Annotated in this window: 22 protein-coding genes, 7 tRNA genes and 1 pseudogene; 11 read left to right on the forward strand and 19 right to left on the reverse strand. The window is 74.2% G+C overall.

Features of this window, described 5'->3' with window-relative positions; genetic code table 11:
• Positions 1 to 3: 3 nt before the first annotated feature.
• Both ACZ4WZ_RS18845 and ACZ4WZ_RS18850 read right to left on the reverse strand, forming a co-directional pair.
• Positions 4 to 75, reverse strand: a tRNA-Val gene (locus ACZ4WZ_RS18845).
• Between the two features lie 47 nt (positions 76 to 122).
• Positions 123 to 587, reverse strand: coding sequence for an SRPBCC family protein (locus ACZ4WZ_RS18850; RefSeq protein WP_467891638.1), 465 nt, complete (start codon positions 585 to 587; stop codon positions 123 to 125).
• Between the two features lie 117 nt (positions 588 to 704).
• Here ACZ4WZ_RS18850 and ACZ4WZ_RS18855 point away from each other — a divergent pair, with 117 nt between their 5' ends.
• Positions 705 to 3,050 carry an SCO7613 C-terminal domain-containing membrane protein gene (locus tag ACZ4WZ_RS18855; RefSeq protein ID WP_467891640.1) on the forward strand — a complete coding sequence of 782 codons (2,346 nt, stop codon included), beginning with the start codon at positions 705 to 707 and terminating at the stop codon, positions 3,048 to 3,050.
• Between the two features lie 69 nt (positions 3,051 to 3,119).
• On the opposite strand, the gene ACZ4WZ_RS18860 is transcribed toward ACZ4WZ_RS18855, so the two are convergent.
• Together ACZ4WZ_RS18860 and ACZ4WZ_RS18865 are read right to left on the reverse strand one after the other, a co-directional pair.
• Positions 3,120 to 3,191: transfer RNA gene (locus ACZ4WZ_RS18860), tRNA-Val, on the reverse strand.
• A gap of 70 nt (positions 3,192 to 3,261) precedes the next feature.
• Positions 3,262 to 3,699, reverse strand: coding sequence for a TIGR02611 family protein (locus ACZ4WZ_RS18865; RefSeq protein ID WP_467891643.1), 438 nt, complete (start codon positions 3,697 to 3,699; stop codon positions 3,262 to 3,264).
• A gap of 177 nt (positions 3,700 to 3,876) precedes the next feature.
• Between ACZ4WZ_RS18865 and ACZ4WZ_RS18870 the strand changes: the two genes are divergently transcribed.
• Together ACZ4WZ_RS18870 and ACZ4WZ_RS18875 are read left to right on the forward strand one after the other, a co-directional pair.
• Complete coding sequence (locus ACZ4WZ_RS18870; protein WP_030011909.1) at positions 3,877 to 4,290, forward strand: SsgA family sporulation/cell division regulator; 414 nt, start codon at positions 3,877 to 3,879, stop codon at positions 4,288 to 4,290.
• A 210-nt stretch (positions 4,291 to 4,500) separates the two neighbouring features.
• A pseudogene (locus ACZ4WZ_RS18875) lies at positions 4,501 to 5,049 on the forward strand (CGNR zinc finger domain-containing protein); the annotation flags it as partial.
• 18 nt (positions 5,050 to 5,067) lie between these two features.
• Here ACZ4WZ_RS18875 and ACZ4WZ_RS18880 read toward each other — a convergent pair.
• Positions 5,068 to 5,331, reverse strand: coding sequence for a hypothetical protein (locus tag ACZ4WZ_RS18880; protein WP_467891845.1), 264 nt, complete (start codon positions 5,329 to 5,331; stop codon positions 5,068 to 5,070).
• 252 nt (positions 5,332 to 5,583) lie between these two features.
• On the opposite strand from ACZ4WZ_RS18880, the gene ACZ4WZ_RS18885 reads away from it, so the two are divergent.
• The gene (locus ACZ4WZ_RS18885; protein WP_467891646.1) at positions 5,584 to 6,264 is read left to right on the forward strand and encodes a dioxygenase family protein; all 681 of its coding nucleotides are present in this window, start codon (positions 5,584 to 5,586) and stop codon (positions 6,262 to 6,264) included.
• Between the two features lie 27 nt (positions 6,265 to 6,291).
• On the opposite strand, the gene ACZ4WZ_RS18890 is transcribed toward ACZ4WZ_RS18885, so the two are convergent.
• A complete protein-coding gene (locus ACZ4WZ_RS18890) occupies positions 6,292 to 6,723 on the reverse strand; it encodes a hypothetical protein (protein ID WP_467891831.1) in 432 nt (143 codons plus the stop codon).
• 163 nt (positions 6,724 to 6,886) lie between these two features.
• On the opposite strand from ACZ4WZ_RS18890, the gene ACZ4WZ_RS18895 reads away from it, so the two are divergent.
• Positions 6,887 to 7,390, forward strand: a complete 504-nt coding sequence (locus ACZ4WZ_RS18895; protein ID WP_467891649.1) for a DsbA family protein — start codon at positions 6,887 to 6,889, stop codon at positions 7,388 to 7,390.
• Here the strand turns inward: ACZ4WZ_RS18895 and ACZ4WZ_RS18900 are convergent.
• Genes ACZ4WZ_RS18900 through ACZ4WZ_RS18915 form a run of 4 tightly spaced genes read right to left on the reverse strand, consistent with a single transcriptional unit; the run spans position 7,387 to position 10,831 of the window.
• A complete protein-coding gene (locus ACZ4WZ_RS18900) occupies positions 7,387 to 8,034 on the reverse strand; it encodes a hypothetical protein (RefSeq protein WP_467891651.1) in 648 nt (215 codons plus the stop codon). The two genes, ACZ4WZ_RS18895 and ACZ4WZ_RS18900, sit on opposite strands and share 4 nt — an antisense overlap.
• An 11-nt stretch (positions 8,035 to 8,045) precedes the next feature.
• Positions 8,046 to 8,870, reverse strand: coding sequence for a GNAT family N-acetyltransferase (locus ACZ4WZ_RS18905; protein WP_467891653.1), 825 nt, complete (start codon positions 8,868 to 8,870; stop codon positions 8,046 to 8,048).
• Between the two features lie 45 nt (positions 8,871 to 8,915).
• The gene (locus tag ACZ4WZ_RS18910) at positions 8,916 to 9,737 is read right to left on the reverse strand and encodes an aminotransferase class IV (RefSeq protein WP_467891655.1); all 822 of its coding nucleotides are present in this window, start codon (positions 9,735 to 9,737) and stop codon (positions 8,916 to 8,918) included.
• Positions 9,734 to 10,831: a chorismate-binding protein gene (locus ACZ4WZ_RS18915; RefSeq protein WP_467891657.1), complete on the reverse strand. Its 1,098-nt coding sequence runs from the start codon at positions 10,829 to 10,831 to the stop codon at positions 9,734 to 9,736. Before ACZ4WZ_RS18915 ends, ACZ4WZ_RS18910 begins: the two co-directional genes overlap by 4 nt.
• A gap of 181 nt (positions 10,832 to 11,012) precedes the next feature.
• Between ACZ4WZ_RS18915 and ACZ4WZ_RS18920 the strand changes: the two genes are divergently transcribed.
• The 5 genes from ACZ4WZ_RS18920 to ACZ4WZ_RS18940 all read left to right on the forward strand — a co-directional run bounded on the left by ACZ4WZ_RS18920 (position 11,013) and on the right by ACZ4WZ_RS18940 (position 11,515).
• Positions 11,013 to 11,085 (forward strand) — tRNA-Gly (locus ACZ4WZ_RS18920).
• 40 nt (positions 11,086 to 11,125) lie between these two features.
• A tRNA-Cys gene (locus tag ACZ4WZ_RS18925) sits at positions 11,126 to 11,199 on the forward strand.
• Position 11,200: 1 nt separating this feature from the next.
• A tRNA-Val gene (locus ACZ4WZ_RS18930) sits at positions 11,201 to 11,272 on the forward strand.
• 35 nt (positions 11,273 to 11,307) lie between these two features.
• Positions 11,308 to 11,379 (forward strand) — tRNA-Val (locus ACZ4WZ_RS18935).
• A 64-nt stretch (positions 11,380 to 11,443) separates the two neighbouring features.
• Positions 11,444 to 11,515, forward strand: a tRNA-Val gene (locus ACZ4WZ_RS18940).
• A 202-nt stretch (positions 11,516 to 11,717) separates the two neighbouring features.
• On the opposite strand, the gene ACZ4WZ_RS18945 is transcribed toward ACZ4WZ_RS18940, so the two are convergent.
• Positions 11,718 to 11,903 carry a hypothetical protein gene (locus tag ACZ4WZ_RS18945; protein WP_037797219.1) on the reverse strand — a complete coding sequence of 62 codons (186 nt, stop codon included), beginning with the start codon at positions 11,901 to 11,903 and terminating at the stop codon, positions 11,718 to 11,720.
• A 550-nt stretch (positions 11,904 to 12,453) separates the two neighbouring features.
• Between ACZ4WZ_RS18945 and ACZ4WZ_RS18950 the strand changes: the two genes are divergently transcribed.
• Positions 12,454 to 13,629 carry a serine/threonine-protein kinase gene (locus ACZ4WZ_RS18950; protein ID WP_467891833.1) on the forward strand — a complete coding sequence of 392 codons (1,176 nt, stop codon included), beginning with the start codon at positions 12,454 to 12,456 and terminating at the stop codon, positions 13,627 to 13,629.
• A gap of 50 nt (positions 13,630 to 13,679) precedes the next feature.
• On the opposite strand, the gene ACZ4WZ_RS18955 is transcribed toward ACZ4WZ_RS18950, so the two are convergent.
• The 8 genes from ACZ4WZ_RS18955 to ACZ4WZ_RS18990 form a co-directional block, all read right to left on the reverse strand.
• Positions 13,680 to 14,495, reverse strand: coding sequence for a TrmH family RNA methyltransferase (locus tag ACZ4WZ_RS18955; protein WP_467891659.1), 816 nt, complete (start codon positions 14,493 to 14,495; stop codon positions 13,680 to 13,682).
• Positions 14,496 to 14,537: 42 nt separating this feature from the next.
• Positions 14,538 to 15,761, reverse strand: coding sequence for a uroporphyrinogen-III C-methyltransferase (gene cobA / locus ACZ4WZ_RS18960; protein WP_467891661.1), 1,224 nt, complete (start codon positions 15,759 to 15,761; stop codon positions 14,538 to 14,540).
• A gap of 1,350 nt (positions 15,762 to 17,111) precedes the next feature.
• Positions 17,112 to 20,582 (reverse strand): nicotinate-nucleotide--dimethylbenzimidazole phosphoribosyltransferase, encoded by a 3,471-nt coding sequence (gene cobT, locus ACZ4WZ_RS18965; protein WP_467891663.1) that lies wholly within the window; start codon positions 20,580 to 20,582, stop codon positions 17,112 to 17,114.
• 250 nt (positions 20,583 to 20,832) lie between these two features.
• Positions 20,833 to 22,053 carry a precorrin-6y C5,15-methyltransferase (decarboxylating) subunit CbiE gene (gene cbiE, locus ACZ4WZ_RS18970; protein WP_467891665.1) on the reverse strand — a complete coding sequence of 407 codons (1,221 nt, stop codon included), beginning with the start codon at positions 22,051 to 22,053 and terminating at the stop codon, positions 20,833 to 20,835.
• 145 nt (positions 22,054 to 22,198) lie between these two features.
• Positions 22,199 to 22,915 (reverse strand): GNAT family N-acetyltransferase, encoded by a 717-nt coding sequence (locus tag ACZ4WZ_RS18975; RefSeq protein WP_467891667.1) that lies wholly within the window; start codon positions 22,913 to 22,915, stop codon positions 22,199 to 22,201.
• Positions 22,916 to 23,144: 229 nt separating this feature from the next.
• Positions 23,145 to 24,011 (reverse strand): MetQ/NlpA family ABC transporter substrate-binding protein, encoded by an 867-nt coding sequence (locus tag ACZ4WZ_RS18980; protein ID WP_467891669.1) that lies wholly within the window; start codon positions 24,009 to 24,011, stop codon positions 23,145 to 23,147.
• Between the two features lie 96 nt (positions 24,012 to 24,107).
• Positions 24,108 to 24,776, reverse strand: a complete 669-nt coding sequence (locus ACZ4WZ_RS18985) for a methionine ABC transporter permease (protein WP_467891672.1) — start codon at positions 24,774 to 24,776, stop codon at positions 24,108 to 24,110.
• Positions 24,773 to 25,828: a methionine ABC transporter ATP-binding protein gene (locus ACZ4WZ_RS18990; RefSeq protein WP_467891674.1), complete on the reverse strand. Its 1,056-nt coding sequence runs from the start codon at positions 25,826 to 25,828 to the stop codon at positions 24,773 to 24,775. Before ACZ4WZ_RS18990 ends, ACZ4WZ_RS18985 begins: the two co-directional genes overlap by 4 nt.
• Positions 25,829 to 26,036 lie beyond the last annotated feature (208 nt).

Raw genomic sequence — 26,036 nt, forward strand, 5'->3', positions numbered from 1 at the left:
CGGTGGGCGATACTGGGATCGAACCAGTGACCCCTTCGGTGTGAACGAAGTGCTCTCCCGCTGAGCTAATCGCCCGGGAACGCACTGAACAATACAAGAGCCCCGGGGCCGGATCAAACCGCTTACGGCGGAGCCGCCAGCCGGGCCCGCAGGCCGCGCCGCCCGGCCCGCATCATCAGCGCGTGGTTGAGCCGGAACAGCGGCCGGCCGGCGAGCGCGAACCGCCGCAGCGGGGCCGCCCGCACCTCGACCTCCTGCTCGTAGACCGCCCGCGTACGAACGGCTCCGGCCGCGCCCCGGGGGCGTACGGTCCACCGCGCCCAGCCCTCGATGTCCCCGCGCAGCGCCGCTTCGAGGACCCCGCGCCCGGGGTCGTGGAGCAGTTCGGTGAGGGTGACGCGGATCCCGTACGGGAGGACCGAGCGGATCAGGACGTCCCCGGTGCGCGCGTCGATCCGCTCGGTCCGGCGGATCTGGGGCCACCAGTCGGGGTAGCGGGTGGGGTCGGCGAGCAGGGAGTAGACGAGCGCGGGCGGGGCGTCGAGGTCCCACACGCTGCGGAAGCGGTAGTGCGTCCAGCGCTGCATGGCTCCAGTGTGGCCCGGCGGGCGCCGGTGCGGGGCGGTCTCCCGAGTAGGTACTCAGCGGTGATCTGAGTAGGCACGCCCATGTCCTGATGGCGTGACGGGCACCACACTCCGGCTATGGACTCCCCCCTGCCGCCGGCCCAGGAGCTGGCGCTCATCGACGGCGAGCTGGCTCAACTGGACACCCGGCGCGTGTACTTGCTGGCCCGTCGGGACTGGCTGCTGCGCGTCCTGGCCCAGTCGGTGCAGCAGGCGCACCCGCAGTTCCCGCCGTTCCCCCCGTCCGCGCCGGCCGGGGCCCCGAAGCCGAGCGCCCAGAACGTGCTGCTGGCGCTCGGCGCGGTGCTGCTCGCCGTCGCGGCACTGGCGTTCACCCTCGTCAGCTGGGGCTCTCTGGGCATCGGCGGGCGCTCCGCGGTGCTGGCGGTCGTGACGGCGGCGGCGCTCGCGGCGCCCGCCGCGCTGCTGCGGCGCGGGCTGCGGTCGACGGCCGAGGCGGTCGCGGGGGTGGGGCTGCTGCTGACGGTGCTGGACGCGTACGCGGTGCACGCGGTCGGGCTGCCGGACACCGACGGCGTCGCGTACGCGGCGTGGACGTCGGCCGTGCTGGCGGGAGTCTGGGCCGGGTACGGCGCGGCCCTGAGGGGGCTGCGGCTGCCTGCGCTCGCCGCGGTGGGCGCCGCGCAGCTGCCGTTGCCGCTGGCGGCGGCCGCGGCGGGGGCGGGCCCGCTGGGGGCCGGCGCGGCGCTGCTGGCGACGGCGGCGCTGGACGCGGGCCTGGCGGTGCTGGTGGCCCGCCGGGCGGTACGGGTGCCCGCGTGGGTGTGCTCGGGCTTCCTGGGCGGGGCGGCGCTGGCGGTGGGGCTGACGCTGTCCCTGGCGCGGGCCGGGGCGGCCGGTCCGGCGCTGCTGCTGGCGGCGGGGGGTGTGCTGGGCGTGGCGGTGGCCTGGCGCGAGCCTCGGGCTTCGGCGGCCGCCCTGGTGGGGGGTCTTGCGGCGGTGTCGGCGGCGGGGGCGCTGGTGCCGGCCGGGGCGGGTTCCGTGTGGTGGGCGGTGGCGGCGCGGGTGGCGGCGGCGCTGGCCCTGTCGGCGGCGGCGGTGCGGGCGGGGGCCGTCCCGGAGCCGGTGCGGCGGGGGCTGCTGCGGGCGGGCGCCGGGGTGGCCGCCGCGGGGGCGCTGGCGGGGCTGTCCGCGGTGGCGGTGGTGCTGGTGGCGCGGGCCGGGGTGCTGCGCGAGGTGTGGGCCGGGGCGACCCCGCACCCGGCGGGGCCCGGGGCCGCTCTGGCGGTGGCGCTGCTGCTCGCGGCGGGCGCGCTGTGGCTCCCGGGCGGGGTGCTGCCGCGGCCGGTGGCGGGGGCGTCGGCGGTGGTGTGCGGCTGGGCGGGGCTGTTCGTGGCGCCGCTGCTGCCGGGCCTGCCGGCCGGGGCGGTGTTCGCCGCGCAGCTCGCGGTGACGGCGGCGGCCGGAGTGGCGGCTTCGCGGGTTGGGGTGCGGCCCGGGGCGCGGGCCGTCGGGTGGGCCGCGGCGGGGTGCGCGGCCCTCGGGGCCCTGAACCTGTCCCTGGCCGCCCTGGACGGCCGTACGGCCACCTTCGCGGTCTTCGGGCTGCTGGGCGCGGGCTGCGCCCTGGGGGCGGCTCACAGGGCCGCGCCGGTGCCCGTGCGGGCGGGCTTCGCGGTGGGCGCCGTCGGGTACGCGGCGGCCCTGGTGGTGGCGCTGGGTGCGGTGGCGGGCCTGGGCTGGTCCTGGCGTGCGGTGGCGGTCTTGGCGCTCCCGGCCCTGGTGGCGGCCCTGGCGCCCCGGCTGGGCCCGGTCCGGGTCCCGGCCGAGGCGGCGGCGGCCGGGGCGCTGGCGGTGGCAGTGGCGCTCGCGGCGGGGGACGCGCCGGTGCTGGCGCTGGTGCTGGCGCTGGCCGGGGTGGTCTGCGCGGGGGCGGCCCTGCGCCCGGAGCGGCGGGCGGCGGCCCGGGCGGCGGGGGCCCTGTTCGTGGCGGCCGCGTGGGTGCGGCTGGCGGCGTCGGGGGTGGCGGTGCCGGAGGCGTACACGCTGCCGGTGTCGGTGCCCGCGCTGGCGGTGGGGCTGCTGCGCCGCCGGCGGGATCCGGGGGCCTCGTCCTGGTCCTCGTACGGGCCTGGGCTGGCGGTGACGCTGCTGCCGAGCCTGGTGGCCGCCTGGGGCGACGCGCACTGGCCGCGTCCGCTGCTGCTGGGCGCGGCGGCGCTGGCGGTGACCCTGGCGGGGGCGCACCGCCGGCTCCGGGCGCCGCTGCTGCTGGGCGGCGCGACGCTGGCGGCGGTGGCGCTGCACGAGCTGGCGCCGTACGTGGTGCAGGTGGCGGGCGTGCTGCCGCGCTGGCTGCCGCCGGCGCTCGCTGGCCTGCTGCTGCTGGTGACGGGGGCGACGTACGAGAAGCGGCTGCGGGACGCGCGCAGGCTGCGGGAGGCGTTCGGGCGGCTGCGCTGAGGCGGCGGCGCGGCCCGGGTACGACAGAGGCCCGGAGACTCTTCCGAGTCTCCGGGCCTCTGCTCCGGGTGGGCGATACTGGGTTCGAACCAGTGACCCCTTCGGTGTGAACGAAGTGCTCTCCCACTGAGCTAATCGCCCGGACGCACCGCAAACATTACCGCATGTCAGCGGTGCTCCGTGACCGCCCTCGGGCCGGCGCCGGACCGGTTCACTGGCCCTCGAGGTTCCACGGCAGGGTGAGGCCGTACTTCCACAGGTAGAAACCGATCAGCGCGGCCGCGATGGTGAGGCCGACGCTGGTGAGGATGACGTTGCGGCGCCGGACCTTCGGGTCGAGCGCCTTCTGCGCGGCTTCGGTGACCTTGCGCTTCGTCCAGCGCAGGACGAGGGACGCCCAGGCGAACTCGGTGGCCCAGATCGCGAGGCCGGCGAAGATCGCGACCCAGCCGGGGCCGGGCAGGACGAGCATGGCGACTCCCGCGCCGATGACGGCGAGGCCGACGATGAAGACGCCGACCTGCCAGCTCAGGTGCAGGCTGCGGTTGGCCTTGATGAAGGCGGGCGCCTTCGACTCGTGCGCCGGCTCTTCGGCGGCGGGCTCGCCGCTGGCGGATTCGTTGGTTCCACGGTCACTCCCCGTATTCATGACACCGAATCTACCGGAGCCGGAAGCACACGTGCATGCCGGTTCGGATCCGCCGTCCGAGGGACCCAGAGGTCCGCAAAACGGTCAGAGGGGTTTACAACGGCACCGTAGGTGGCATGTCGATTTCGCCGACGTGCGAATCCCCGAGCGCACACTGAGCGAAAGGCCCTGGCGCTTATGAACACCACGGTCAGCTGCGAGCTGCACCTGCGCCTCGTTGTGTCGAGCGAGTCCTCACTGCCTGTTCCCGCGGGCCTGCGGTATGACACGGCCGATCCCTACGCCGTGCACGCCACCTTCCACACCGGCGCCGAGGAAACGGTCGAATGGGTGTTCGCCCGCGACCTCCTCGCGGAGGGCCTCCACCGGCCCACCGGTACCGGCGACGTCCGCGTCTGGCCGTCCCGCAGCCACGGTCAGGGCGTCGTCTGCATCGCCCTGAGCTCACCGGAGGGAGAAGCGCTGCTCGAGGCACCCGCCCGAGCCCTCGAGTCGTTCCTCAAGCGGACGGACGCCGCGGTCCCACCCGGGACCGAACACCGGCACTTCGACCTCGACAAGGAGCTGTCGCACATCCTGGCCGAAAGCTGAGCCAGGCCCCCAGCCCCCCACCGTCCGACTCGGGGCGACGGTGCGGGACGGACAACCACATACGGCAGTGCCGGCGCTGTCCTCGCGGGAGCCACCCGCGGGGGCGGCGCCTGTGTGCTCGGGTACCTTTCCGGCGGTAGGCGCTATTGTCGGCCCCCAGCGGGCGGCAGCGGCCCGCCGCCGCAAGGCCCGGCCCCAGGGAGCGACCCCGTGCAGATCCCCCACGACACCCGTCGCGCGCTCGACGTCGTCGTCGCGCTGGTGAACACCGCGGCCGAGCCGGACCAGCCCGACCGGCTGTCCGACGTCGCGGCACTGCGCGGCTTCGTCGAGGAGTACGCGATCAGCGACGTCGGCGAGCTGGGCGCGCGCGACCTCGCCGGGGTCCGGACGGTGCGGGGCAAGTTCGCCCAGGTCTTCGCGGCACCGAACTCCCGTGCGGCAGCCGCACTGATCAACGAGCTGGTGGCCACGGCCGGCACCACCCCGCGGCTGACCGACCACGACGGCTACGACTGGCACGTCCACTACTTCGCGCCCGGCGCCTCGGTCGGCGACCATCTGGCGGCGGACGGCGGCATGGCGCTGGCCTTCATCGTGGTCTCCGGCGAGCGGGAGCGGCTGCACCGCTGCGAGGCCCCGGACTGCCGACGCGCCTTCGTGGACCTCTCCCGCAACCGCTCCCGCCGCTACTGCGACAGCCGGACCTGCGGGAACCGGCTGCACGTGGCCGCGTACCGGGCCCGCCGCAAGGAGGCGGACGTCCACCCGGAGGTCTCAGAGCAGATAGAGGTCGTGCAGGGCGGCCAGCAGCAGCAGGGTCCCGATCACCGCTAGGAAGATCATCAGCGGCGGCTGGGAGAGCGCGAAGAGACATCCGCGCCCTTCCGACACGTCGGAGGCCGTGGAGGGCGTGGAGGCTGTCGCGGCCTTGGCGACGGTCGTGGCCTGCGAGGCCTTGGATGCCAGAGTGGCGGCGGCCCGGGCGATGGGGGCCTCGGAGGAGGGAGCCTGCGGCTCACCCTGCGATGTGTCGAGCATGTCGGGCCGATGATCGCGCAGCCCGTACCGGCCACGCCCGCAACACGGCCATGAACACCCCGGCGGTTCACCGTCTCTCGTCAGTTCAGGTGGTTGCCCGCGGCTTCTCCCCCGCGCCCCGCCCCGCATCCGCTACGAGGACCCGGTCGGCCGTGTGTCGGTCGCGGGCCCGGCCGCCGGTGTGCGGCACGGTGGCCGTGGTGGGCGGCCGTCCGCACGCGACGGCCCCGGGCGCACGCGCGAGAGGCCCGCATGACCGACGAGGACACCTTCCCGACCAGCCGCCGGGCCCTCCTGCTGACCGCCGGGTCCGCCGGTATCGCCGCGCTGACCACGGCCTGCGCCCTGCCGGACGCCCCCGGCAGGGCCGCGCCCGCGCCGACGGGCGCCGCCGCTCCGGACTGCGTCCTGGCCCTGACGTCGGGTGCGGGCCCGAACTACACCGGCCGGGGCCGGACCCGCTCGGACGTCACGGAGGGCCGTGAGGGCGTCCCGCTGCGGCTGGAGCTCACCGTGGTCGGCGTCAAGGACGGCTGCCGGCCGCTGGCGGGCGCCGCCGTCGACATCTGGCAGGCCGACGCGGCGGGCGTGTACTCGGAGGGCAAGCAGACGCACCTGCGCGGGGTCCAGATCACCGACGCCTCCGGCCGCTGCGCCTTCCGGACGATCGTGCCGGGCTGGTACGCGGGGCTGGCGCCGCACATCCACTTCAAGGTCCGCCCCGACGGACGCTCCGAGACGACCTCGCAGTTCTTCCTGCCCGACGCCTTCCTGAGGGAGGTCTACGGACGGCAGCCGTACGCGCGCCGCGAGGCCCCCCGCGACCCCAACGCCCACGACGACCGCTACCGGGCCGCCGCCGGGAAGATGACCCTCTCCCCCACCCCCGACGGCGCCGGCTACCGCGCCGCCTTCACCGTGGGCGTCCGCTAGCGGCCGTTCGGATCCTGTGGGCTCCCGTCAGATGCCGTGCTTCTTGAGGATGGCCTCGATGTCGGAGAAGTCGTCCGCCGGGGCCGCCGTCCGGGCCGGACCGGCGTCCTGGCGCGCTCCCCCGCCCAGGGAGGGGGCGGAGGCGCCCGGGGCGACGGCCTTCCCGCCCGTGGCCCCCTCGGCGGCCTTCGGGGCCCTGCCGAGGCTCCGGCGCTCCGCCGCCCGGGTGGTCATCAAGAGCACCCAGGCCAGGCCCAGCAGGGCGAAGCCGATCCAGACGCCTGGCTTGAAGACGATCCCGGAAACCCACTGCACGACGCCGGTCAGCACCAGCCCCACGGGCACCAGCGAGTAGGCCGTGATCCTCGCGGCCGCGAGGAACCGCCTGCGGTACGCGGTCAGCGCGGCGATGCCCAGGCCCGCCGCGGACACCGCGGAACAAATGGTCTCGGCCAGCATGCGGTCCTCCGGCGGTCTGCGGTGGGCGGTCTGTCCCTTCCATCCTGCACCGGCCCCCGCCGCCGCGGCCACGCCCCCGGCCCCTTCCGCGTCGATCTCCGGGACATCTCCGGGTCGGGTCTCCTCCTCAGGGGTCCGGGAGGAGGTCTGGGAGACTGTCCGCATGACCGATTCCGTGATCCTCGAAGTCTGGTGCGAACTCCAGTGCCCGGACTGCCACAGCGCCCTGGACGACGTGCGCGCCCTGCGCGCCCGCTACGGCGACCGGCTGGACGTCCGGCTGCGGCACTTCCCGCTGGAGAAGCACAAGCACGCCTTCGCCGCCGCGCAGGCCGTCGAGGAGGCCGAGGAGCAGGGGCGGGGCTGGCCGTACGCGGAGGCCGTGCTGGCCCGCACCGCCGAGCTGGGCGAGCGCGGCGAGGCCGTACTGCTGGACGTGGCGCGTGAACTCGACCTGGACGTCGAGGAGTTCGACACCGCTCTGATCGACGGCCGGCACATCCTGATCGTCGACGCCGACCAGGCCGAGGGCAAGGCCATCGGCGTGACCGGCACCCCGACGTACGTGATCGGCGGCGAGCGCCTGGACGGCGGCAAGAGCCAGGAGGGCCTGCGCGCCCGCATCGAGGAGATCGCGGACCGGCTGCTCGCGGGCGGTACGGCCTAAGCTCCGTCGAGGGCCGCGGCCGCGCCGCGCGCGCGGCCCGCGAGCCAGGCGGCGATCCGCTGACTGAACTCGCGGTGGCCCCAGCGGCTGTCCCGGCCCGCGATCCACTCCAGGTCCCGCAGGACGTTCTCCGAGCGGTCCGGATGGGGCACCGCGATCACGTCGACGCCGGACTCGCCCGTCGAGCACAGGAGGTACACGCTGCCGTCGAGCGCCATCATGGCGAAACCCGGATGGCCCGCGTGCACGCCCAGGAACGCCGATCCCGCGCCCCGGCCCATGATGTCCCAGCGCTCCAGGAGCCTGACCCGGGTCCAGAGCGCCGGCGGCGGCGCGCCGTGGAAGCCCTCGTGCACGTGCCGCAGCGAGGCCCGGTGCGTCCTGGTGCCCTGGGGCAGCTGGACGAGGAATTCGCGCCGGTGGTCGAAGAGGCCCGAGGAGACGGCCAGGTCGTACCAGTCCTCGTTGAGCCGCTCGATGAGCCGGGGGGTGTCGTACCGGTGGGAGAAGCCCCCGGCGATGTCCTCGGCGCGGAATCCGCCCACGAACGGTATGACGCCGTCCGGCACCGCGTCCGGGATCACCTCGAGACCGGCCCGCCGCAGCGGCCGGTACACCTTGCGCTCGCGCTCCCTGGCCCCCATCGGGGCACAGCCTAGATCAGCTCCTTGGCGTAGTGGAGGTCCGTCGGCCGGTAGCCGAGGGACTCGTACAGGCGCAGGGCGGGGGTGTTGCCCGTGAACACGTGCAGTGCGAGCACCCGGTGGCCGGCGGCGATGGCCGTGCGCTCCGCGAGGAGCATCAGACCCCGGCCGTATCCGTGACCGCGGTGCTCCTCGGCGACGGCGACGTCGAAGACGTACGAGCCCTCCCCGGCCGCCGCCACCCAGACGTGGCCGACGGGGGTGCCGGCCGCCTCCAGGACGGCGAAGGAGACCCCCGGCGTGGCCGGTCCCTGCGGGAGCCGCGCGTCGTGGTCGGCCCGCGCCTTGGCCCGGGCGGCCTCCTGCGGCATCCCGCGGGCGGCCCAGCTCGCCGCGTAGTCGGCGCGGGCCCGTGCGTCCCAGGCCTCGTACTCGGCGCCGGTCATCGGGCGGCCGACGGTCCCTTCGGGAAGGGCGGGCGGGGCGGCGGGGAGCTCCTTGGCCATGTTCCGGCCCTGCTCGGTGTAGCCGAGGGCCGCGGCGAGCCGCAGCCCGCCCGGGGAGCCGGCCGGGACGGAGACCCGCACCCGCCGGCAGCCCCAGCCGCGGAGCACCTCCTCGGCGGCGAGCGCCGCGACGGTGGCGCGACCGCGGCGGCGGTCCGGCGCGTCGATGGCCAGGTCCCGGATCTCCCCCACCGTCGGCCCGAAGGGCGTGTCGGCGGCTATCAGCAGCGCCCCGACCCGCCTGCTGTTGACGCGGACCTCGTACGGGCGTGAGCGCGCGCCGGAGCCGCTCTGCTGAAGCGGCCCGCTCGGCCGCAGGGTGGTGGTCATCGTCGATTCCTACCCGCCCCGCGCCGCCGTGACCACTGGCCGTCCCTACGGGTCGATGTCGGAGGCGGCGCGCTCGTCGAAGACGCGCATGGCCTTGGCGGTGACGGGTCCCGGCGCGGCGGTCAGGAGGCGTCCGTCGACCCGGTGCACGGCCTGTACGTCGCGCAGGGTGGAGGTCAGGAAGACCTCCTCGGCGCGTTCCAGGACGTCGAAGGGCAGGTCGGTCTCCTTCGCGCCGGTCCATTCGACGGCCAGGGCGCGGGTGATGCCGGCCAGGCAGCCGGAGGCCACGGGCGGCGTGTGCAGTTCCCCGTCGAGGACGACGAAGACGTTGGATCCGGTGCCCTCGCAGAGCTGTCCGACGGTGTTCGCGAAGAGGGCCTCGGAGGCTCCCGCCCGGTTCGCCCGCGCCAGCGCGACCACGTTCTCCGCGTAGGAGGTGGTCTTGAGCCCGGTGAGCGGGGAGCGCTCGTTGCGGACCCACGGGACGGTGATCACCGCGGTGGTGTCGGGGCGGCGGGTGGTCTCGCCGACGGCGACGACGAGGGTGGGCCCGGTCTCACCGCGGTCGGACCCGAGCGGGGACAGGCCGCCCGTGTACGTGATCCGCAGCCGGCCGAGCGGCACGGGATTGGCCTCCAGTACGGCGGCGCAGGCGCGGCGCACCTCGTCGAGGTCGGGGTCCGGAAGGCCCAGGCCGCGCGCCGAGCGGGTCAGCCGCTCCAGGTGGCGGGTGAGGGCGAAGAGGGTCCCGTGCTGGGCCTTGAGCGTCTCGAAGACCCCGTCGCCCACGGTCAGCCCGTGGTCCAGTACGGAAACCTTCGCGTCATCGGCGTCGCGCAGCGTGCCGTCGAGCCAGATCCTCACCGTACGGTTCCTCCACTCAGGTCGTGCGTCTCGTGTGCGGCCGGCGGCTCCGTGCCGGGTATCGGCCCGCCCGAGGCCAGTGCGACCAGCCGGGCGGCCTTCAGCTCGGTCTCGTCCCACTCCCGTTCGGGGTCGGAGCCCCAGGTGATCCCGGCGCCGGTGCCGAAGCTCAGGCGGGGGCCGCCGGGTGCCTCGCGGTCGATCCAGAAGGTGCGGATGCCCACGGCGAGCGCGGCGGTGCCACGGTCCGCGTCCACCCAGCCGATGCCCCCACAGTAGGGGCCGCGGGGGGCGGTCTCCAGCTCTTCGATGATCCGCAGGGCGGAGGATTTGGGGGCGCCGGTGACGGAGCCGGGCGGGAAGGTGGCCGAGAGCAGCTCGGGCCAGCCGGCGCCCTCGGCGAGTTCGCCGCTGACGGTGGAGACGAGGTGGACCAGGCCGGGGTGCTCCTCCAGGACGCACAGCTCGGGGACGGTGACGGAGCCGGTGGAGCAGACGCGGCCGAGGTCGTTGCGTACCAGGTCCACGATCATCACGTTCTCGGCGTGGTCCTTGGGGAGCAGGTCGGCGGCGGTGCGGCCGGTTCCCTTGATGGGTCCGGACTCGACGTGGCGGCCGGCGCGGCTCAGGAAGAGCTCCGGGGAGGCGGTGGCGATCTCGACGCCGTGCGCCCTCAGCCGAATCGTTCCTGCGTAGGGCGCGGGATTGCCGCGCGCGAGCAGGGCGGTCAGGGCGTCCACATCGGCCGCGGCCGGGTCCGGCAGGGGCGCGGACATCACCCGGCAGAGATTGGCCTGGTAGACCTCCCCCGCCGCGATGTACTCGCGGATCCGGCGGACGCCCGCGACGTACGCGGAGCGGTCGAGGGAGGAGGACCACCGGTCGGCGGCCGGTCCGCGCCAGGCTCCGGGGACGGGCGCCGGTACGGGGTCGGGGCGTATGTCTCCGAAGCGTGCGCAGACCAGCCGGCCTTCGAAGTCTGCGGTCACCGCCCAGAACCCGGTGGAGTCGAGGGCGGAGGGGTCGCTGGTGACGTCTCGGAGGTCGGTCGCGAGGAGGCCGCCGAAGCGGGCCAGGGGAGGCAGGTCGTGCACGGCTGCGAGTCTATGACCGGTGGCGCGATGGCGCCGGTGAGGTGACCGACGGGTGACCTCCGGTGATCGGGTGGCAGCACGCTGCGGAAACGCGTTTTTGAGCTGGCCCCGGAATCCGCTAGAGTTCAACACGTCGCCAGGGAGCGAAGGGGGAGAACCCCGGAGCGAACACGGTGACACTGCGGACGTAGCTCAGTTGGTAGAGCACCACCTTGCCAAGGTGGATGTCGCGAGTTCGAGTCTCGTCGTCCGCTCTGAGTGGGGGATCTTCCCGAGAACCCCTGCGCACTCCGAGGTGGAGTGGCCGAGAGGCGAGGCAACGGCCTGCAAAGCCGTCTACACGGGTTCAAATCCCGTCTCCACCTCCACGGACGATTAGCTCAGCGGGAGAGCGCTTCCCTGACACGGAAGAGGTCACTGGTTCAATCCCAGTATCGTCCACTGGTCCGCAAGGACCTCGATCCGCGAGGATCCCCGCGCGATTAGCTCAGCGGGAGAGCGCTTCCCTGACACGGAAGAGGTCACTGGTTCAATCCCAGTATCGCGCACGCAGAACGTGAGCACTCGACTGACTGCACACCTCGTTCCACCTGTGGTTCCTTACCGCAGCCCGCGCGATTAGCTCAGCGGGAGAGCGCTTCCCTGACACGGAAGAGGTCACTGGTTCAATCCCAGTATCGCGCACCGCACCGGAAGCCCCGGCCGTCATGACGGTCGGGGCTTCCGCGTTCTCCGGGGCGCGGGCACGCGAAAAAGGGTGCTGCCCGTCCGACTCCCCAGTCGTACGGGCAGCACCCTTCACCTGCCGTCCGTCGCGCCCCCGTCCCCACGGGGTACGACGGGCCGATGCCCGGCCCGGACCGCTCTTCCGGACCCGGGGCGCCGCTCAGCGCCCCAGCATCACGCCCACGGACGACGCCTGCGCCGCCACCTGATCGAATCCCCCGAAGAGGAAGAGCAGGAGGGCGGCCAGGGGGAGCACCATGGCCGCGGCCACCAGCGGGTGGCGCGTACCGGACTCATGGCCGTTGAACGCGAATGCCTTGCGTCCCTGCCGTGCGATGTCCGCCATGGTCCTCTCCCTGTCGTTTGCAGCGGCGGGCTCGTGACCTCGGGGGACGAGTGCGCCGCCCGCCGCTTGTCTTCAACACTAGGCGGGAGCAAGGCTCCTGGCCTCATGCCCTCGTACCCATTGCCTGGCCTCCAGGAGGATGACGAGGCCGGCCCCCGCCTACTCCCCTGGGTGGAGATCCTTCCCCCGCGATGGGGGTCTTCCCGGAGGGGATGACCGGAGGGTAGTGACTTCGCTCACTTCCGTCACTCCCCGCACACGCGTGTCTTCGTACGGGGTGTTGACGGCCTCGCCCGCCCGGACGGGCCGATCCTCAGCGGGAAGAGCTCCTCGCGGGAGCGGCGCGGCCGTCAATCCCCTTGGCCCGAGGGCGGTTTGGGCCGGGGGGCCGGGGGCGGGCGGGCGAGCGGCCCGGGAGCTGTCACACCCTCAAGTGGCGTGCTCCGCACTGACAATCGAATCCTCCGGTGAGGGCGCGGCCTCTGAGCGCTCGTGCCGGATGGTCCGTAAGCTGTGCCAGATCAGCAGGACGACCGTCAGCGGGGTGGACATGGCGATGATGCGGCTCCGGCGCGAGGACCCGCGTGTCGTCGGCTCGTTCAGACTGCACCGGCGGCTCGGCGCCGGCGGCATGGGCGTGGTCTACCTGGGGTCGGACCGGCGCGGCCAGCGCGTCGCCCTCAAGGTGATCCGGCCGGATCTCGCCGAGGACCAGGAGTTCCGCTCCCGGTTCGCGCGCGAGGTGTCCGCCGCCCGGCGCATCCGCGGCGGCTGCACCGCGCGGCTGGTGGCCGCCGACCTGGAGGCCGAACGCCCCTGGTTCGCCACCCAGTACGTGCCCGGCCCCTCGCTGCACGACAAGGTCGCCGAGGAGGGGCCCCTGACGGCCGCGCAGATCGCCGCGATCGGCGCCGCGCTCTCCGAGGGGCTGGTCGCCGTGCACGAGGCGGGAGTGGTCCACCGGGACCTGAAGCCCTCCAACATCCTGCTCTCCCCCAAGGGCCCCCGGATCATCGACTTCGGCATCGCCTGGGCCACGGGGGCGAGCACCCTCACCCACGTGGGCACCGCCGTCGGCTCGCCCGGTTTCCTCGCACCGGAGCAGGTGCGAGGCGCCGCCGTCACCCCGGCCACCGACGTGTTCGCGCTCGGTGCCACCCTCGCCTACGCGGCCACCGCCGACTCGCCCTTCGGACACGGCAGTTCCGAGGTCATGCTGTACCGCGTGGTGCACGAGGAGCCGCATCTGGTCGGCGTCCCGGACGCCCTCGCGCCGCTGGTGCGGGCCTGCCTGGCCAAGGACCCCGAGGAACGGCCGACCACGCTCCAGCTGTCGATGCGGCTGAAGGAGATCGCCGCCCGCGAGGCGCAGGGCCTGGGCGACGGCCGCCCGCCGGCGCAGCGGGCCCGCGTCGAGCGGCCCGTGGCCCGGCCCGCCGAGCGCGGCCCGGACCAGGCGGACCGGAGCACGGAGCGCCGTACGGGGGGCTCCACTCCCGTCGCCAGAGCCCAGCGGCCCCAGGGCGGGCCCCGGTCGCGGCCGTCGTCCCCCCGCAACCCGGGGTCCACCGCCGGGCGCACCGGGGGCCGCACGGGGCCGCGTACGACCGGCGCGGGACGCCGCCCGTCGCGGCCGGACCCGAAGCTGCTGCGGCAGCGGCTGATCGTGTTCGTCGTGGTGACCCTGATCGTGGCGCTCGGCATCGCCCTCGCGCAGAAGCTCTGAAGGGGTGTCCCGCCTCGTCGGCGGGACACCCCTTCGGTCAGGGCCGGTGACTACGCGCGGCCGCTGCCGGCGACCGCGTAGAAGGCGACGGCCGCCGCCGCGCCCACGTTCAGCGAGTCCACTCCGTGCGCCATGGGGATGCGTACCCACTCGTCGGCGGCGACCAGCGCCTGCGTGGACAGCCCGTCGCCCTCCGCCCCCAGCATCAGCGCGACCCGCTCCAGGGTCTGCGGGGCGGCCACGTCGATCGGCGAGGCCTTCTCGTGCGGGGTGAGGGCGAGCAGCTTGAAACCCGCCTCCCGCACCGTGTCGAGGCTCTTGGGCCAGGCCTCCAGGCGGGCGTACGGGACGGAGAACACCGCGCCCATCGACACCTTCACCGAGCGCCGGTACAGCGGGTCCGCGCAGTCGGGCGACAGCAGCACCGCGTCCATGCCGAGGGCGGCGGCGCTGCGGAAGATGGCCCCGATGTTGGTGTGGTCGTTGACCGCCTCCATGACGGCCACCCGGCGGGCCGAGGCCAGCAGTTCCTGCGCCGTGGGCAGCGGCTTGCGCTGCATCGAGGCCAGGGCCCCGCGGTGCACGTGGTAGCCGGTGACCCGCTCGGCCAGGTCCGGGCTGACCGCGTAGACCGGGGCGGGCAGTTCGTCGATGACGTCGCGCATGACGTCGACCCACTTGGCCGACAGCAGCATCGAGCGCATCTCGTACCCGGCGTCCTTGGCCCGCCGGATGACCTTCTCGCCCTCGGCGATGAACAGACCCTCGGCGGGCTCGCGGCGGCGCCGCAGCTCGACGTCGGTCAGGCCCGTGTAGTCGCGCAGGCGCGGGTCTTCGGGGTCTTCGATGGTGATGAGATCAGCCACAGGGTGATACTGCCTTGTCCTGGGTGCGGTGCCAACGGCCTGTCAGGCGCCGGCGAGGGGTGCGTTGACGCGGACGACGTCACCGATCACGATGACGGCGGGCGGGCGGACCTCCTGCGCCTTGACGGTCTCGCCGACCGTGGCGAGGGTGGCGTCCACCCGGCGCTGGGTGGCGGTGGTGCCCTCCTGGACGACCGCGACGGGGGTGTCGGCGGAACGGCCGTGGCGGACCAGCGCGTCGGCGATCAGGCCGATCTTGTCGACGCCCATGAGGACGACGATGGTGCCGGTGAGCTTGGCGAGGGCCGCCCAGTCGACGAGGGAACGCGGGTCGTCGGGACCGACGTGACCGCTGACCACCGTGAACTCGTGCGCCACCCCGCGGTGGGTGACGGGGATGCCGGCGGCGCTCGGAACCGAGATGGAGCTGGAGATGCCCGGCACGACGGTGCAGGGGATGCCGTGCTCGGCGAGGGCCTGGAGCTCCTCCATGCCGCGGCCGAAGACGTACGGGTCCCCGCCCTTGAGCCGGACCACGGCCTTGCCGGCCTTGGCGTGCTCGATCAGGGCGTTGTTGATGGCCTCCTGGGCCATGAAACGGCCGTACGGGATCTTCGCGGCGTCGATGACCTCGACGTGCGGCGGCAGCTCGTCGAGCAGGTCGCGGGGGCCCAGCCGGTCGGCGATGACCACGTCCGCCTCGGCGAGCAGGCGGCGGCCGCGCACGGTGATCAGGTCCGGGTCACCTGGCCCGCCGCCGACGAGGGAGACACCGGGGACGCGGGGGCGGGCGGCGGTGAGGGAGCCGTCGCGCAGCCCCTCGACGACCGCGTCGCGCACGGCGGCGGAGCGGCGGGGGTCGTTGCCGCTGAGCACGGCGACGGTGACGCCCTCCACACGGCCGGTGGCCGGGGTCCAGGCGGTGGCCGCGTCGGCGTCGTCGGCGCGCACGCACCAGACGCGGCGGCTCTCGGCCTCGGCGGAAGCCGCGTCGTTGGCCTCCCGGTCCCGGGTCGCGATGAGCGCGTACCAGGCACCGTCGAGGTCGCCGTCCTGGTAGCGGCGGCGCTCCCAGCGGATCTCGCCGGTCTCCGCCATCGCGTCCACGGAGGGCGTCGCGGAGGGGGACACGAGCAGCACGTCGGCCCCGGCCGCGATCAGCGCGGGCAGTCGGCGCTGGGCGACCTGCCCGCCGCCGATGACGACGACGCGGCGCCCTGCCAGACGGAGTCCTACGGGGTAGGCGGGGTATGCCGGGTTTGCCATGGCGGTTGCGGCTCCTGATGCGGCGGGGTGGGGTCTGCGGGGCCGCTGCTGCGCTGGAGCGGCTGGGCGGGCACGCGGTGCGGGGCGCCCGTCCGGGACCACGATACGACCCATCGGCGCTGGTGGTACCTGCGGGGGCGAAGTTCGGGCGGGCATCGGGGGGTCTCCCGCCGGGGGTGCGGAGCCGGGACGACGGGGGTCCGGCCGGGGGGGGTCGGGAGGGTCCGGGGGGCTCCCGTCAGTCCCATCGTCCTTCCGGGGCGTGCCGGTCCCTCAAGGGCGCTCACTTCGTTCGCGTCGCTTCGCGATGGCCTTCGGCCACCCTTGACCGACCGACCCGCCCCGGAAAGCCGAAAGACTGCCGGGAACCCCCCGAAGGAACGGCCACGGGGCAGGAATGGAGGGGCGGGTCCCTCAGTGATGAGGCGAGGGGCCGGGCCAGGGCCGTGTCCCGCATTCGGGCCCGTGCGCTGCCAGGCCAGGCCTGGGGTTCGGCTACCCGCACCACATGACGATCACAGCCCCATCCGGGAGCGGTGGGCGCGTCAGATCGCCACACGCTTCTGCCGGGACGCGTCTGCGGCCCGTCTGTGATGATCGCGAGCCGCAAGCGCAATCGACTGCCCCTTTTGCCCATGTTAATAAGGCGCGGGCGAGGCGTGAAGGGTCTCTGTCGGAGTCTGCGGTTGAAGAAGGCACCCCCAGACTCCGACAGGCGAGCGAGAGGCCCGCGAGATGCCTCCGGACGGCCCGTTTCCCCCTCGAAGCCCCCCTCCCGCTCCCGTCGAACACCTCTCAGCCCCCAGACGGCCACCAGCCGCCGAGAAATGAGGAGCACGTAGCGATCTGACGCGCCCACCCGTCCCGGATGCTGCCCTGGTCAGCGTGTGGTGCGGGTATCAGCCCCGGACGGCCGCCGGACGCCAAGCCGGGAGGAGCTCGTAGCGATCTGGCGTGTAGGTGTGGACCGCCGGGGTCCTTGGGGGGCCGTATGCCCGGCAGGGTGTGGCCCGGCCCCTCGCCTCATCACTGAGGGACCCGCTCTCCTCCTCCTGCCCCGTGACCGTTCCTTCGGGGGCTTCCCGGCAGTCTTTCGGCTTTCCGGGGCGGGTCGGGCTGTCAAGGGTGGCCGAAGGCCATCGCGAAGCGACGCGAACGAAGTGAGCGCCCTTGAGGGACCGGCACGAACCGGAAGGACGATGGGACTGACGGGAACCCCCGGACCCTCCCTGAGACGGGCCCGTCGGCACCCCGCCCTCCGCAGCTCCCGCCCGCCCCCACGAACGCCCCGGGGCCGGACACCCTTGGTGTCCGGCCCCGTTCAGTTGTGGCGCGCGCCTGCCGCCGCCCCTACTTCTCCGTCACGCCCGCCGCGTCGAAGGTGGCGACCTCGTGCATCGCGCGGGCCGCGCTCTGGACCAGCGGGAGCGCCAGGAGGGCGCCGGTGCCTTCGCCGAGGCGGAGGTCCAGGTCGACCAGGGGGCGCAGGCCGAGCTTGTTGAGGGCGGCCACGTGGCCCGGTTCCGCGCTGCGGTGGCCCGCGATGCAGGCCGACAGGGCTTCGGGGGCGATGGCGCGGGCCACCAGGGCGGCCGCGCCCGCGCTCACGCCGTCCAGGATCACCGGCGTGCGCAGCGAGGCTCCGCCGAGGAGGAGGCCGACGATCGCCGCGTGCTCCAGGCCGCCGATGGCCGCCAGGACGCCGATCGGGTCGTTCGGGTCGGGCTGGTGGAGCTCCAGGGCGCGGCGTACGACGTCGACCTTCCGGGCGTGCGTCTCGTCGTTGATGCCCGTGCCCCGGCCGGTGACCTCGGAGGGGTCCACACCCGTGTAGACGGAGATCAGGGCCGCCGAGACCGTCGTGTTGGCGATGCCCATCTCGCCCGTGAGGAGCGCCTTGTTGCCCGCCGCGACCAGGTCCCTGGCCGTCTCGATGCCGACCTCGATGGCCGCGACGGCCTCCTCGCGGCTCATCGCGGGGCCGACGGACAGGTCGGCCGTGCCGGGGCGGACCTTGCGCGGCAGGAGGCCGGGGGTGGCGGGGAGGTCTCCGGCCACGCCGACGTCGATGACGCAGACCTCGGCGCCGACCTGGTTGGCGAAGGCGTTGCAGACGGCCCCGCCGCCCAGGAAGTTGGCCACCATCTGCGTGGTGACCTCCTGGGGCCAGGGGGTGACGCCCTGGGCGTGGACACCGTGGTCACCGGCGAAGATCGCGACGGCGGCCGGCTCCGGGATCGGCGGCGGGCAGACCCGGGAGAGCCCGGACAGCTGCGCGGAGATGATCTCCAGCATGCCCAGGGCCCCGGCGGGCTTGGTCATGCGCTTCTGCCGCTCCCACGCCTCGCCGAGCGCCTTCGCGTCGAGCGGGCGGATGCTGGCGACGGTCTCGGAGAGCAGGTCGTGCGGGGCCTCGCCGGGCAGCGCGCGGCGGCCGTACGTCTCCTCGTGCACGACCCACGCCAGCGGACGGCGCTGGGACCAGCCCGCCTGCATCAGCTCCGGCTCCTCCGGGAACTCGTCCACGTAGCCGACGCACAGGTACGCGACAACCTCCAGGTGCTCGGGCAGCCCGAGGGCGCGGACCATCTCGCGCTCGTCGAAGAAGCTGACCCAGCCGACGCCGAGGCCCTCGGCGCGCGCGGCGAGCCAGAGGTTCTCGACCGCGAGGGCGGAGGAGTACGGGGCCATCTGCGGCTGGGTGTGCCGGCCGAGGGTGTGGCGGCCGCCGCGGGTGGGGTCGGCGGTGACGACGATGTTCACCGGGGTGTCGAGGATGGCCTCGATCTTGAGTTCCTTGAACTGCTTGGCCCGGCCCTTGGGGAGCGACTTGGCGTAGGCCTCCCGCTGCGTCTGGGCGAGCTCGTGCATCGTCCGGCGGGTCTCGGCGGAGCGGATGACGACGAAGTCCCACGGCTGCGAGTGGCCGACGCTGGGCGCGGTGTGGGCGGCCTCCAGGACGCGCAGCAGCACCTCGTGCGGGATGGGGTCGGTGCGGAAGCCCTTGCGGATGTCGCGGCGCTCGCGCATCACGCGCAGGACGGCCTCGCGCTCCGCGTCGGCGTACGCGGGGGCCGGTTCGCCGACGGCCGGCTCCGCCGGTGCGGCTCCGGTGTCGCCGGGGGCGGGCTCGGCGGGGCCCTCGGGGGCCGGCTCGGCGGCTTCCACGGCTTCGGCGGGCTCGGCGGGCGGTACGGCGGCCTCCACCGGCTCGGGCTGCGCCTCGACCGGCTCGGCGGTCTCGGCGGCGGGCTCCGGCGCGGCGGGGACGGGGGGCTCGGCGGGGGCTTCGGCCTGGACCGGCGCTTCCGCGGGGGCCGGCTCGACGGCCTCGGCCGGACCCTGCGGCTCGGCGGGGACGGCGGGCGCGGCGGCGGGTTCCCCGGCAGGCGCGGCGGTCTGCGCCGCCTCGGCGGTCTCCGGTGCCCCGAGGGCGGCTTCGGCGGCGGCCGGGACGGCCTCGGGGGCCGCAGGCGCGGCTTCGGCGGGAGTCCCGGGCGCGGGAACGACCGCCTCGACGGCCTCGGCGGCCGCGGGAACCTCGGGGGCCGTCTCGGGGGCGGTCTCGGGTGCGGCCTCGGCGACGGGAGCGGCCTCGGGCGACGGCTCGGCGACGGGAGCCGCGGCAGGCGGGGCCACGGCGGGCTCGGCAACGGCCACGGGCTCGGCGACAGCGGCCGACTCGGCAACGACGGCGGGCTCGGCGACGGCCGGCTCCGCAACGGCGGGCTCCCCGACGACCGCCTCCGCAAGGGCCGGCTCCGCGACGGCCGGCTCCACAGCGACGGGCTCGGCGGCGGCCACGGGCTCGGCCGTCCACGGGGTCCCCGCCTGCGGCGGGACGTCCCCGGGCTGGGGCGCGGCACCCGGCAGGTCCTGGTACTCGGCCTCGGCGGGCACGGCGGCGGCCGCGGCGCCCTGCACTGCCTCGGCGGCCGGAGCCGCGACGGCCTCGGCACCCTGAGCGGCGGCCTCGGCGTCGACGGCCTGCGCGGCGGCCGCGGCGGCCTGTGCGGCGGCGGCAGCAGCCACCTCGGGGTTCAGCACCACGACCGGCTCCGGCGCGACGGTCGCGGCCTCCACCGGCTCCGCCGCGACCGGCTCCGCCTCGGCCGGCTGCGCCGGCACGGCGGGGGCGGCCTGCGGCTGCTGCGCCTGGGGCGCGGCGGGCGGTACCGGTGCGGCGGCCGGGCCCCGGTCCGCGAGGGAGCGTACGACTCCGCCGGTGGCGTCGGGCATGGGCGGGCCCATGTGCAGCGGACGGCGCGGCGGCATCACGGGAGCGGCGGGCGGCGCCTGGGCGGCCGGTCCGGCCTGCGGGACGACGAGGCCGCCGAGGTCGAGGGAGCCGGAGTCGCGGCCACCGGTCCCGTGCGCGCCCGCGCTGTAGGCGGCGGGATCGGCGAAGGGGGTGGGGTAGCCGGCCTCGGGGAAGCCGGGCGCGTGCTGTGCGGCGGCGGGGAAGGCCTCGGGGTAGCCCTGGTCGGGGAAGCCGAGGTGGCCGGGCTCGGGGTAGCCGGCGGCGGGGGCCTGCGGGTACTCCGTGTAGACGGGCTCCTGGTAGTCGCCGGGGAAGGCCGGCACCGGCGGGACCACCTGGGGGTCGCTCCAGGCGCCCTGCCCGTGCCCGCTCGGCATCAGGAGCAGTTCCTCGTCCTCGGCCTCGGCCGGGTCGTCCACGAGGTCCTGGAAGGCGTACCCGGCGGGGGCCTGCGGCGGCATCGGGGGCAGGGGCGGGACCGGTGCGGGAATGCCCTGCTGATCCACCATGCCCGTGTTGTCCGGGTGACCCTCGCCCGGAACCTGGCCGGTGTCAGTCATGCGTACCCCTCGCCCATCGGTGTTGCCTCTTCGATCGCCCGGTCGCCCACAGGGCCCGCCGTGCGGACTTTGCCGTGCGGGTCGTCGCGCGGTGCGACGCCTGGCGTGCGCACCCACAACAACTCCTGAGCATTGTCGCGCTCGTCGGCCGCCGTGTCGGCCAGAAACCGGCACGGTCCGCTGTGGACTGCGCCACGTCGCGCGTCCGCCTGGCGGTACGACGATCGGCCAGCCTACCCCGGGCTCCGCGTCAGCGGTTCACGGGGCGTTCGGCTGCCAGCAGGAACACCACGGAACGCTCCTGTTCCGCCCAGGTCCGGGGGTCGAGGGCCACGGACTGGAGCAGCGCGCACTCGACGGCGTACCCGTGTTCGGTGAGGGTGCGCCCGATGGCCTCGGCCTCGTCGCGCGTGGAGGCGTGGCTGACGATCCGTTCGGGACGCCGTTCGGCGACGGCGGCGACGACCGCGGGCCCGCCGCCGCCGACGCGGACCACGTCGGGTTCGGGCAGGCTCTCCAGTACGTGCGGGGCGCGGCCCGGGACGACCTGGATCTGGACACCGCGCGTGCGGGCGGCGGCGGTTACGCGTTCGCAGGCGCGGGGGTCGGCGTCGACGGCGATGACGGCGGCGCCGTGGGCCGCGGCGTCCACGGCGAGGGCTCCGGAGCCGGCTCCGATGTCCCAGACGAGGTCTCCGGTGCGGGGGCCGAGCCGGGCGAGCTGGGCGGCGCGCAGCTGTGCGGACTCCCCCTCCCCCGGCCGGTGTCCGTCGGCGGCGGGCCGCGGGCGGGCCCAGCCGCGTACGGGGGCGGGGCCGGGGCTCTGGCCGAGCAGCCAGCCTGGGTCGGCGGCGGCGGGGGCGGGCCCGGCGCCGCCGATGACGATGACGACGTTGGGGTCGCGCCAGCTGTGGTCGGCGGCGGCGTCGGAGGTGAGGACGGTGACGCGTTCGCGGTCGGTGCCCAGTTCCTCGCAGATGACGAAGGTGCGGTGGACGCCTTCGAGCAGCAGGGCGAGTTCGGCGGGGCCGGCTCCGGGCGAGGTGAGTACGGCGACCTTGGTGTGGGCGCGGCAGACGTTGACGGCGCGGCGCAGGGTGCGGGGGTGGGCGACGACGACCTGGGCGTCGTCCCAGGGCATCCCGGCGCGGGCGAAGGCGGCGGCGACGGCGGAGACGGCGGGGACGACCTCGACCTCGAGGCCGTGTTCCGGGGCGCGCAGGGTGCGTACGACGCCGAAGAAGCCGGGATCGCCGTCGGCGAGGACGACGGCGGTGCCGCGGTGGCCGGCGATGCGGCGGGCGGCGAGGCCCAGGCTGCCGAGGCGGATGCGTTCCGCGCCGGGCGGGACTTCGGGGAGCGCGAGGTGGTGGGCGGCTCCGGCCACGAGGGTGGCGGCGGAGAGCGCGGAGCGGGCGGCCGCGGTCAGGGGGGAGCCGTCCCAGCCGATCACCGTGACCCGGTCGGCCATCGTCGTCGGTCTCCTGGGGTGGGGGTGGGGGAAGCCTCTTCGGCGTTCTCGTCGGCGTCTTCGGTGTGCTCGCCGGCGTCTTCGGCGTTCTCGTCGGCGTCGTCGCCTCGTCAGGGGGTCACGGTGAGACTACCTGGTCATCGGGTCAGTGCCGGTCGGCGCCGACGGCGTAGCCGTGTGCGTCGGCGCGCCGGCGCAGGGGGTATCCGTCGTCGTGGCCGGGGCGTCCGGCGGGGCCGGGGCGGGCGTGCCGGCTCTCGTACACGTCGTATTCGTCGGCGTCGTCGAGGTCTTCGGGGACCAGGCTCCAGACGATGAGGTCGGTGCGGGTCCCGGTCCAGCTGCCGTCGGCCGCCTGGGTCCGCACTATCCATGCGTTGCGCAGGACGCCTTCGCTGATGCAACCGATCTTCTGGGCGACCTGCTGGGAGGCGGTGTTGTCGGCGGCGGTGCGCAGTTCGAGTCTCTCGAAGCGCTGGTCGCGCAGGAGCCACTGGGCGACTGCGAGCACGGACTCGCTGGCGTAGCCCTCGCCGCGGGCCCAGGGGGCGGTGACGTAGCCCACCTCGGTGGTGCGGGTGCGCCAGTTGGTGTTCTGGAGGTGGACGATGCCCACGAGGCGCTGGGTGAGGAACTCGGTGACGGCGAAGACGATGCCGCGGCCCTCGGTGCGCTCGGCGTGGGAGAGCACGGTGGCCCAGGCGTGGGCGTCGGCGTGGGTGTAGGGGTGCGGGACCGAGGTCCAGGCGGTGATCTGCTCGTCGTTCATCATCTCGGCGAGCGCGGTGACGTCCTCCTCCTCGAAGGGGCGCAGCACCAGCCGGTCCGTGCTGATGGTGACGTCCGGGAAGGTGGTAGTCATGCGCAGCTCCATGCCTGGGACCGTGGGGCGGGACCGTTCGTACGGGACCGTTTGTGCGGGTCGTAGGCCACAGCATGCAGCATCGGCCCGGGGATGTGCAGGGCCGGGCCGCCCGGAGGCGGGCATCCTCCGGGCGGCCCGGGCAGCCCGCGGCCCCGCGCGCCCGAAGGGGTGCGCGGGGCCGGGAATCCGGCGTCCGCCAGGGGGACTTGGGCCGGACGGTCCTGGGTCAGGCGGCCGGGGAGCCGAAGGCCGGGGTGACCGAGCCCTGGTACTTCTCCTCGATGAACTTCTTGACCTCGTCGGAGTTCAGGAGCTTGGCGAGCTTCTGGATGCGCGGGTCGTTCTGGTTGCCTTCCTTGACCGCCAGGAAGTTGGCGTACGGGTTGCCGTCGGCCTTCTCGAGGACCAGGGCGTCCTTGGCGGGCGCGAGCTTGGCCTCGAGGGCGTAGTTGCCGTTGATGACGGCGGCGTCGACGTCGTTCAGGGCGCGGGGGACCGTGGCGGCCTCCAGCTCCTTGAACTCCAGGCCCTTCTTGTCGGTGATGTCGGACAGCTTGGCGCTGGTGCCGACCCCGTCCTTGAGGGTGATCAGCTTGTTCGCGGCGAGCAGCTGGAGCGCGCGGCCCTCGTTGGTGGTGTCGTTGGGGACGGCGATGGTCTGGCCGGGCTTGATGTCCGAGAGGGCCTTGACCTTCTTGGAGTAGAGGCCGAGGGGTTCCAGGTGCACGTTCACGACGGGCACGATGTGCGTGCCGTTCTTCTTGTTGAAGTCGTCGAGGTACGGCTTGTGCTGGAAGTAGTTGCCGTCGACCTGGCCCTGCTCGGTGGCGGTGTTGGGCAGGACGTAGTCCGTGAACTCCTTCACCTCGAGCTTGAGGCCGTCCTTGGCCGCGAGCTTGTCCTTGACGAAGTTCAGGATGTCGGCGTGCGGGCTCGGGGAGGCCGCGATGACCAGCGGCTTGCTCTCGTCGACCTTGCCGCCGTCGGTCTTGGCGGCGGTGGACGGGTCCGAGGAGCTGCCGCAGGCGGTGAGGCCCAGGGCGAGCGCCGCGGAGGCGGCGGCGATGGCGGTGAGCTTGGTGTTCTTACGCACGAAGAGTGCCTTTCTTGCTTTTCGCGGGTGTACGCGGGGTGGTGGCCCAAGCACGACAAGTGCGGGCTCTGCGGTGGGGAGGTTCTGGTTGGTGCTTCAGGCTGTCCGGCCGCGGTGCGCGAGGACGCGTACCACGCCGTCGCCGATCAGCTGGATCACCGTGACGAGGGCGATCAGGACGGCCACGGTGGCGAACATGAAGCCGGTCTCGAAGCGCTGGAAGCCGTAGGTGATGGCCTTGGAGCCGAGTCCTTCGCCGCCGACGGCGCCGGCCATGGCGGAGTAGCCGACGAGGGTGATCACGGTGGTGGTGACACCGGCGACCAGGGAGGGCAGGGCCTGCGGGAGCAGGACCTTGCCGATGAGGGTCGGGATGCCGCCGCCCATGGACTCGACGGCCTCGATCAGGCCGTGGTCCACCTCGCGGACGGCCGTCTCGACGAGCCGGGCGAAGAAGGGGACGGCGCCGATGGCCAGCGGGACGATCATGGCGGTGGGGCCGATGAAGGTGCCGACGACGGCGGTGGTGACCGGGATCAGGAAGATCAGCAGGATGATGAACGGCAGCGAGCGGCCTATGTTCACGATCACGCCGAGGACCTTGTTGAGCGGCCGGTTCTGCAGGAGGCCGCCCCGGTCGGTGAGGACGAGGAGGATGCCGATGGGCAGTCCGCCGAGGACGGTCACCAGGGTGGACCACAGCACCATGTAGAGGGTGTCGTAGGTGCCCTGGGTGAGCAGGGGCTGCATCTCGGACCAGGTCACTTGGCACCATCCTTGACCAGTGCGGCGATCTCGGAGTCGAGGTCGGAGTCGTCGTCGACGAGGTCGACCTGGAGGCCCTGCTCGCGCAGGAATCCGACGGGCACGACGTTGTCCTCGTAGCGGCCGGGCAGTTCGATGCGCATGCGGCCGATCTGGCGGCCGGCGACGGTGTCCATGGCGGCGCCGAGGATCGAGATGTCGATGTTGTACGTGCGGGAGAGCTGGGAGATGACCGGCTGGGTCGCGGCATCGCCGTGGAAGGTGACGTCGACGACGGTGCGGTCGGGGCCGGTGGCGGCTCCGCTGACCGGGAAGAGTTCGCCGGCGAGCTCGGAGCCGGGGGTGGCGAGCAGTTCGGCGACGGTGCCGGACTCGATGATCCGGCCCCGCTTCATGAGCGCGGCGGAGTCGCAGACGGCCTTGACCACGTCCATCTCGTGGGTGATGAGCAGGACGGTCAGGCCGAGCTGGCGGTTGAGGTCGCGCAGCAGCTGGAGGATGGAGCGGGTGGTCTCGGGGTCGAGGGCGCTGGTGGCCTCGTCGGAGAGGAGCACCTTGGGGTCGCCGGCCAGGGCGCGGGCGATGCCGACGCGCTGCTTCTGGCCGCCGGAGAGCTGGCTGGGGTAGGCCTTGGCCTTGTCGGCGAGGCCGACGAGGTCGAGGAGTTCCAGGGCCTTGCGGGAGCGTTCGCGGCCGGAGACGCCGAGGATCTCCAGGGGCAGCTCGATGTTGGCCTGGACGGTGCGCGACGACAGCAGGTTGAAGTGCTGGAAGACCATGCCGATGCGGCTGCGGGCCTCGCGGAGCTCCTTGCCGGCGCGGCGGCCGCGGCCGGCGAGGGCGGTGAGCTCCACGCCGTCCACGGTCACGGTGCCGCTGGTGGGACGCTCCAGGAGGTTCACGCAGCGGATGAGGGAGGACTTGCCGGCGCCGCTCTGGCCGATGACTCCGTAGACCTCGCCCTCGCGGACGTGCAGGTCGACGCCGTCCAGGGCGGTGACCTCGCGGCCACGGGACTGGTAGACCTTCGTGAGGCCCGATGTGGTGATCACTGGATTTCCGTCGCTGTCGAGTGCACGGGGTGCGGGTGCCGTGCACGGGGCAAACATCTGGGGACGCGATACGGGTCTAACCGTCACAAAACGATGGTGTCGACGCGTGCGCGGGGCAGGAGCGGTCCGTACCGGGGGTCAGTCGGAGGTGTCGTCCGACCGGGGTGGCGGAGTTGCTCGGCCGGTCTCGCTTCGGGGCGCGAGACTG

This window comes from Streptomyces sp. NPDC029122 (genome assembly GCF_055569445.1).

Bases quoted from the DNA above. Each gene is read 5' to 3' on its own strand.
- ACZ4WZ_RS18850 (WP_467891638.1), bottom strand. From the start codon at position 587: ATGCAGCGCTGGACGCACTACCGCTTCCGCAGCGTGTGGGACCTCGAC.
- ACZ4WZ_RS18855 (WP_467891640.1), top strand. From the start codon at position 705: ATGGACTCCCCCCTGCCGCCGGCCCAGGAGCTGGCGCTCATCGACGGC.
- ACZ4WZ_RS18865 (WP_467891643.1), bottom strand. From the start codon at position 3,699: ATGAATACGGGGAGTGACCGTGGAACCAACGAATCCGCCAGCGGCGAG.
- ACZ4WZ_RS18870 (WP_030011909.1), top strand. From the start codon at position 3,877: ATGAACACCACGGTCAGCTGCGAGCTGCACCTGCGCCTCGTTGTGTCG.
- ACZ4WZ_RS18880 (WP_467891845.1), bottom strand. From the start codon at position 5,331: ATGCTCGACACATCGCAGGGTGAGCCGCAGGCTCCCTCCTCCGAGGCC.
- ACZ4WZ_RS18885 (WP_467891646.1), top strand. From the start codon at position 5,584: ATGACCGACGAGGACACCTTCCCGACCAGCCGCCGGGCCCTCCTGCTG.
- ACZ4WZ_RS18890 (WP_467891831.1), bottom strand. From the start codon at position 6,723: ATGCTGGCCGAGACCATTTGTTCCGCGGTGTCCGCGGCGGGCCTGGGC.
- ACZ4WZ_RS18895 (WP_467891649.1), top strand. From the start codon at position 6,887: ATGACCGATTCCGTGATCCTCGAAGTCTGGTGCGAACTCCAGTGCCCG.
- ACZ4WZ_RS18900 (WP_467891651.1), bottom strand. From the start codon at position 8,034: ATGGGGGCCAGGGAGCGCGAGCGCAAGGTGTACCGGCCGCTGCGGCGG.
- ACZ4WZ_RS18905 (WP_467891653.1), bottom strand. From the start codon at position 8,870: ATGACCACCACCCTGCGGCCGAGCGGGCCGCTTCAGCAGAGCGGCTCC.
- ACZ4WZ_RS18945 (WP_037797219.1), bottom strand. From the start codon at position 11,903: ATGGCGGACATCGCACGGCAGGGACGCAAGGCATTCGCGTTCAACGGC.
- ACZ4WZ_RS18950 (WP_467891833.1), top strand. From the start codon at position 12,454: ATGGCGATGATGCGGCTCCGGCGCGAGGACCCGCGTGTCGTCGGCTCG.
- cobA (WP_467891661.1), bottom strand. From the start codon at position 15,761: ATGGCAAACCCGGCATACCCCGCCTACCCCGTAGGACTCCGTCTGGCA.
- cobT (WP_467891663.1), bottom strand. From the start codon at position 20,582: ATGACTGACACCGGCCAGGTTCCGGGCGAGGGTCACCCGGACAACACG.
- cbiE (WP_467891665.1), bottom strand. From the start codon at position 22,053: ATGGCCGACCGGGTCACGGTGATCGGCTGGGACGGCTCCCCCCTGACC.
- ACZ4WZ_RS18975 (WP_467891667.1), bottom strand. From the start codon at position 22,915: ATGACTACCACCTTCCCGGACGTCACCATCAGCACGGACCGGCTGGTG.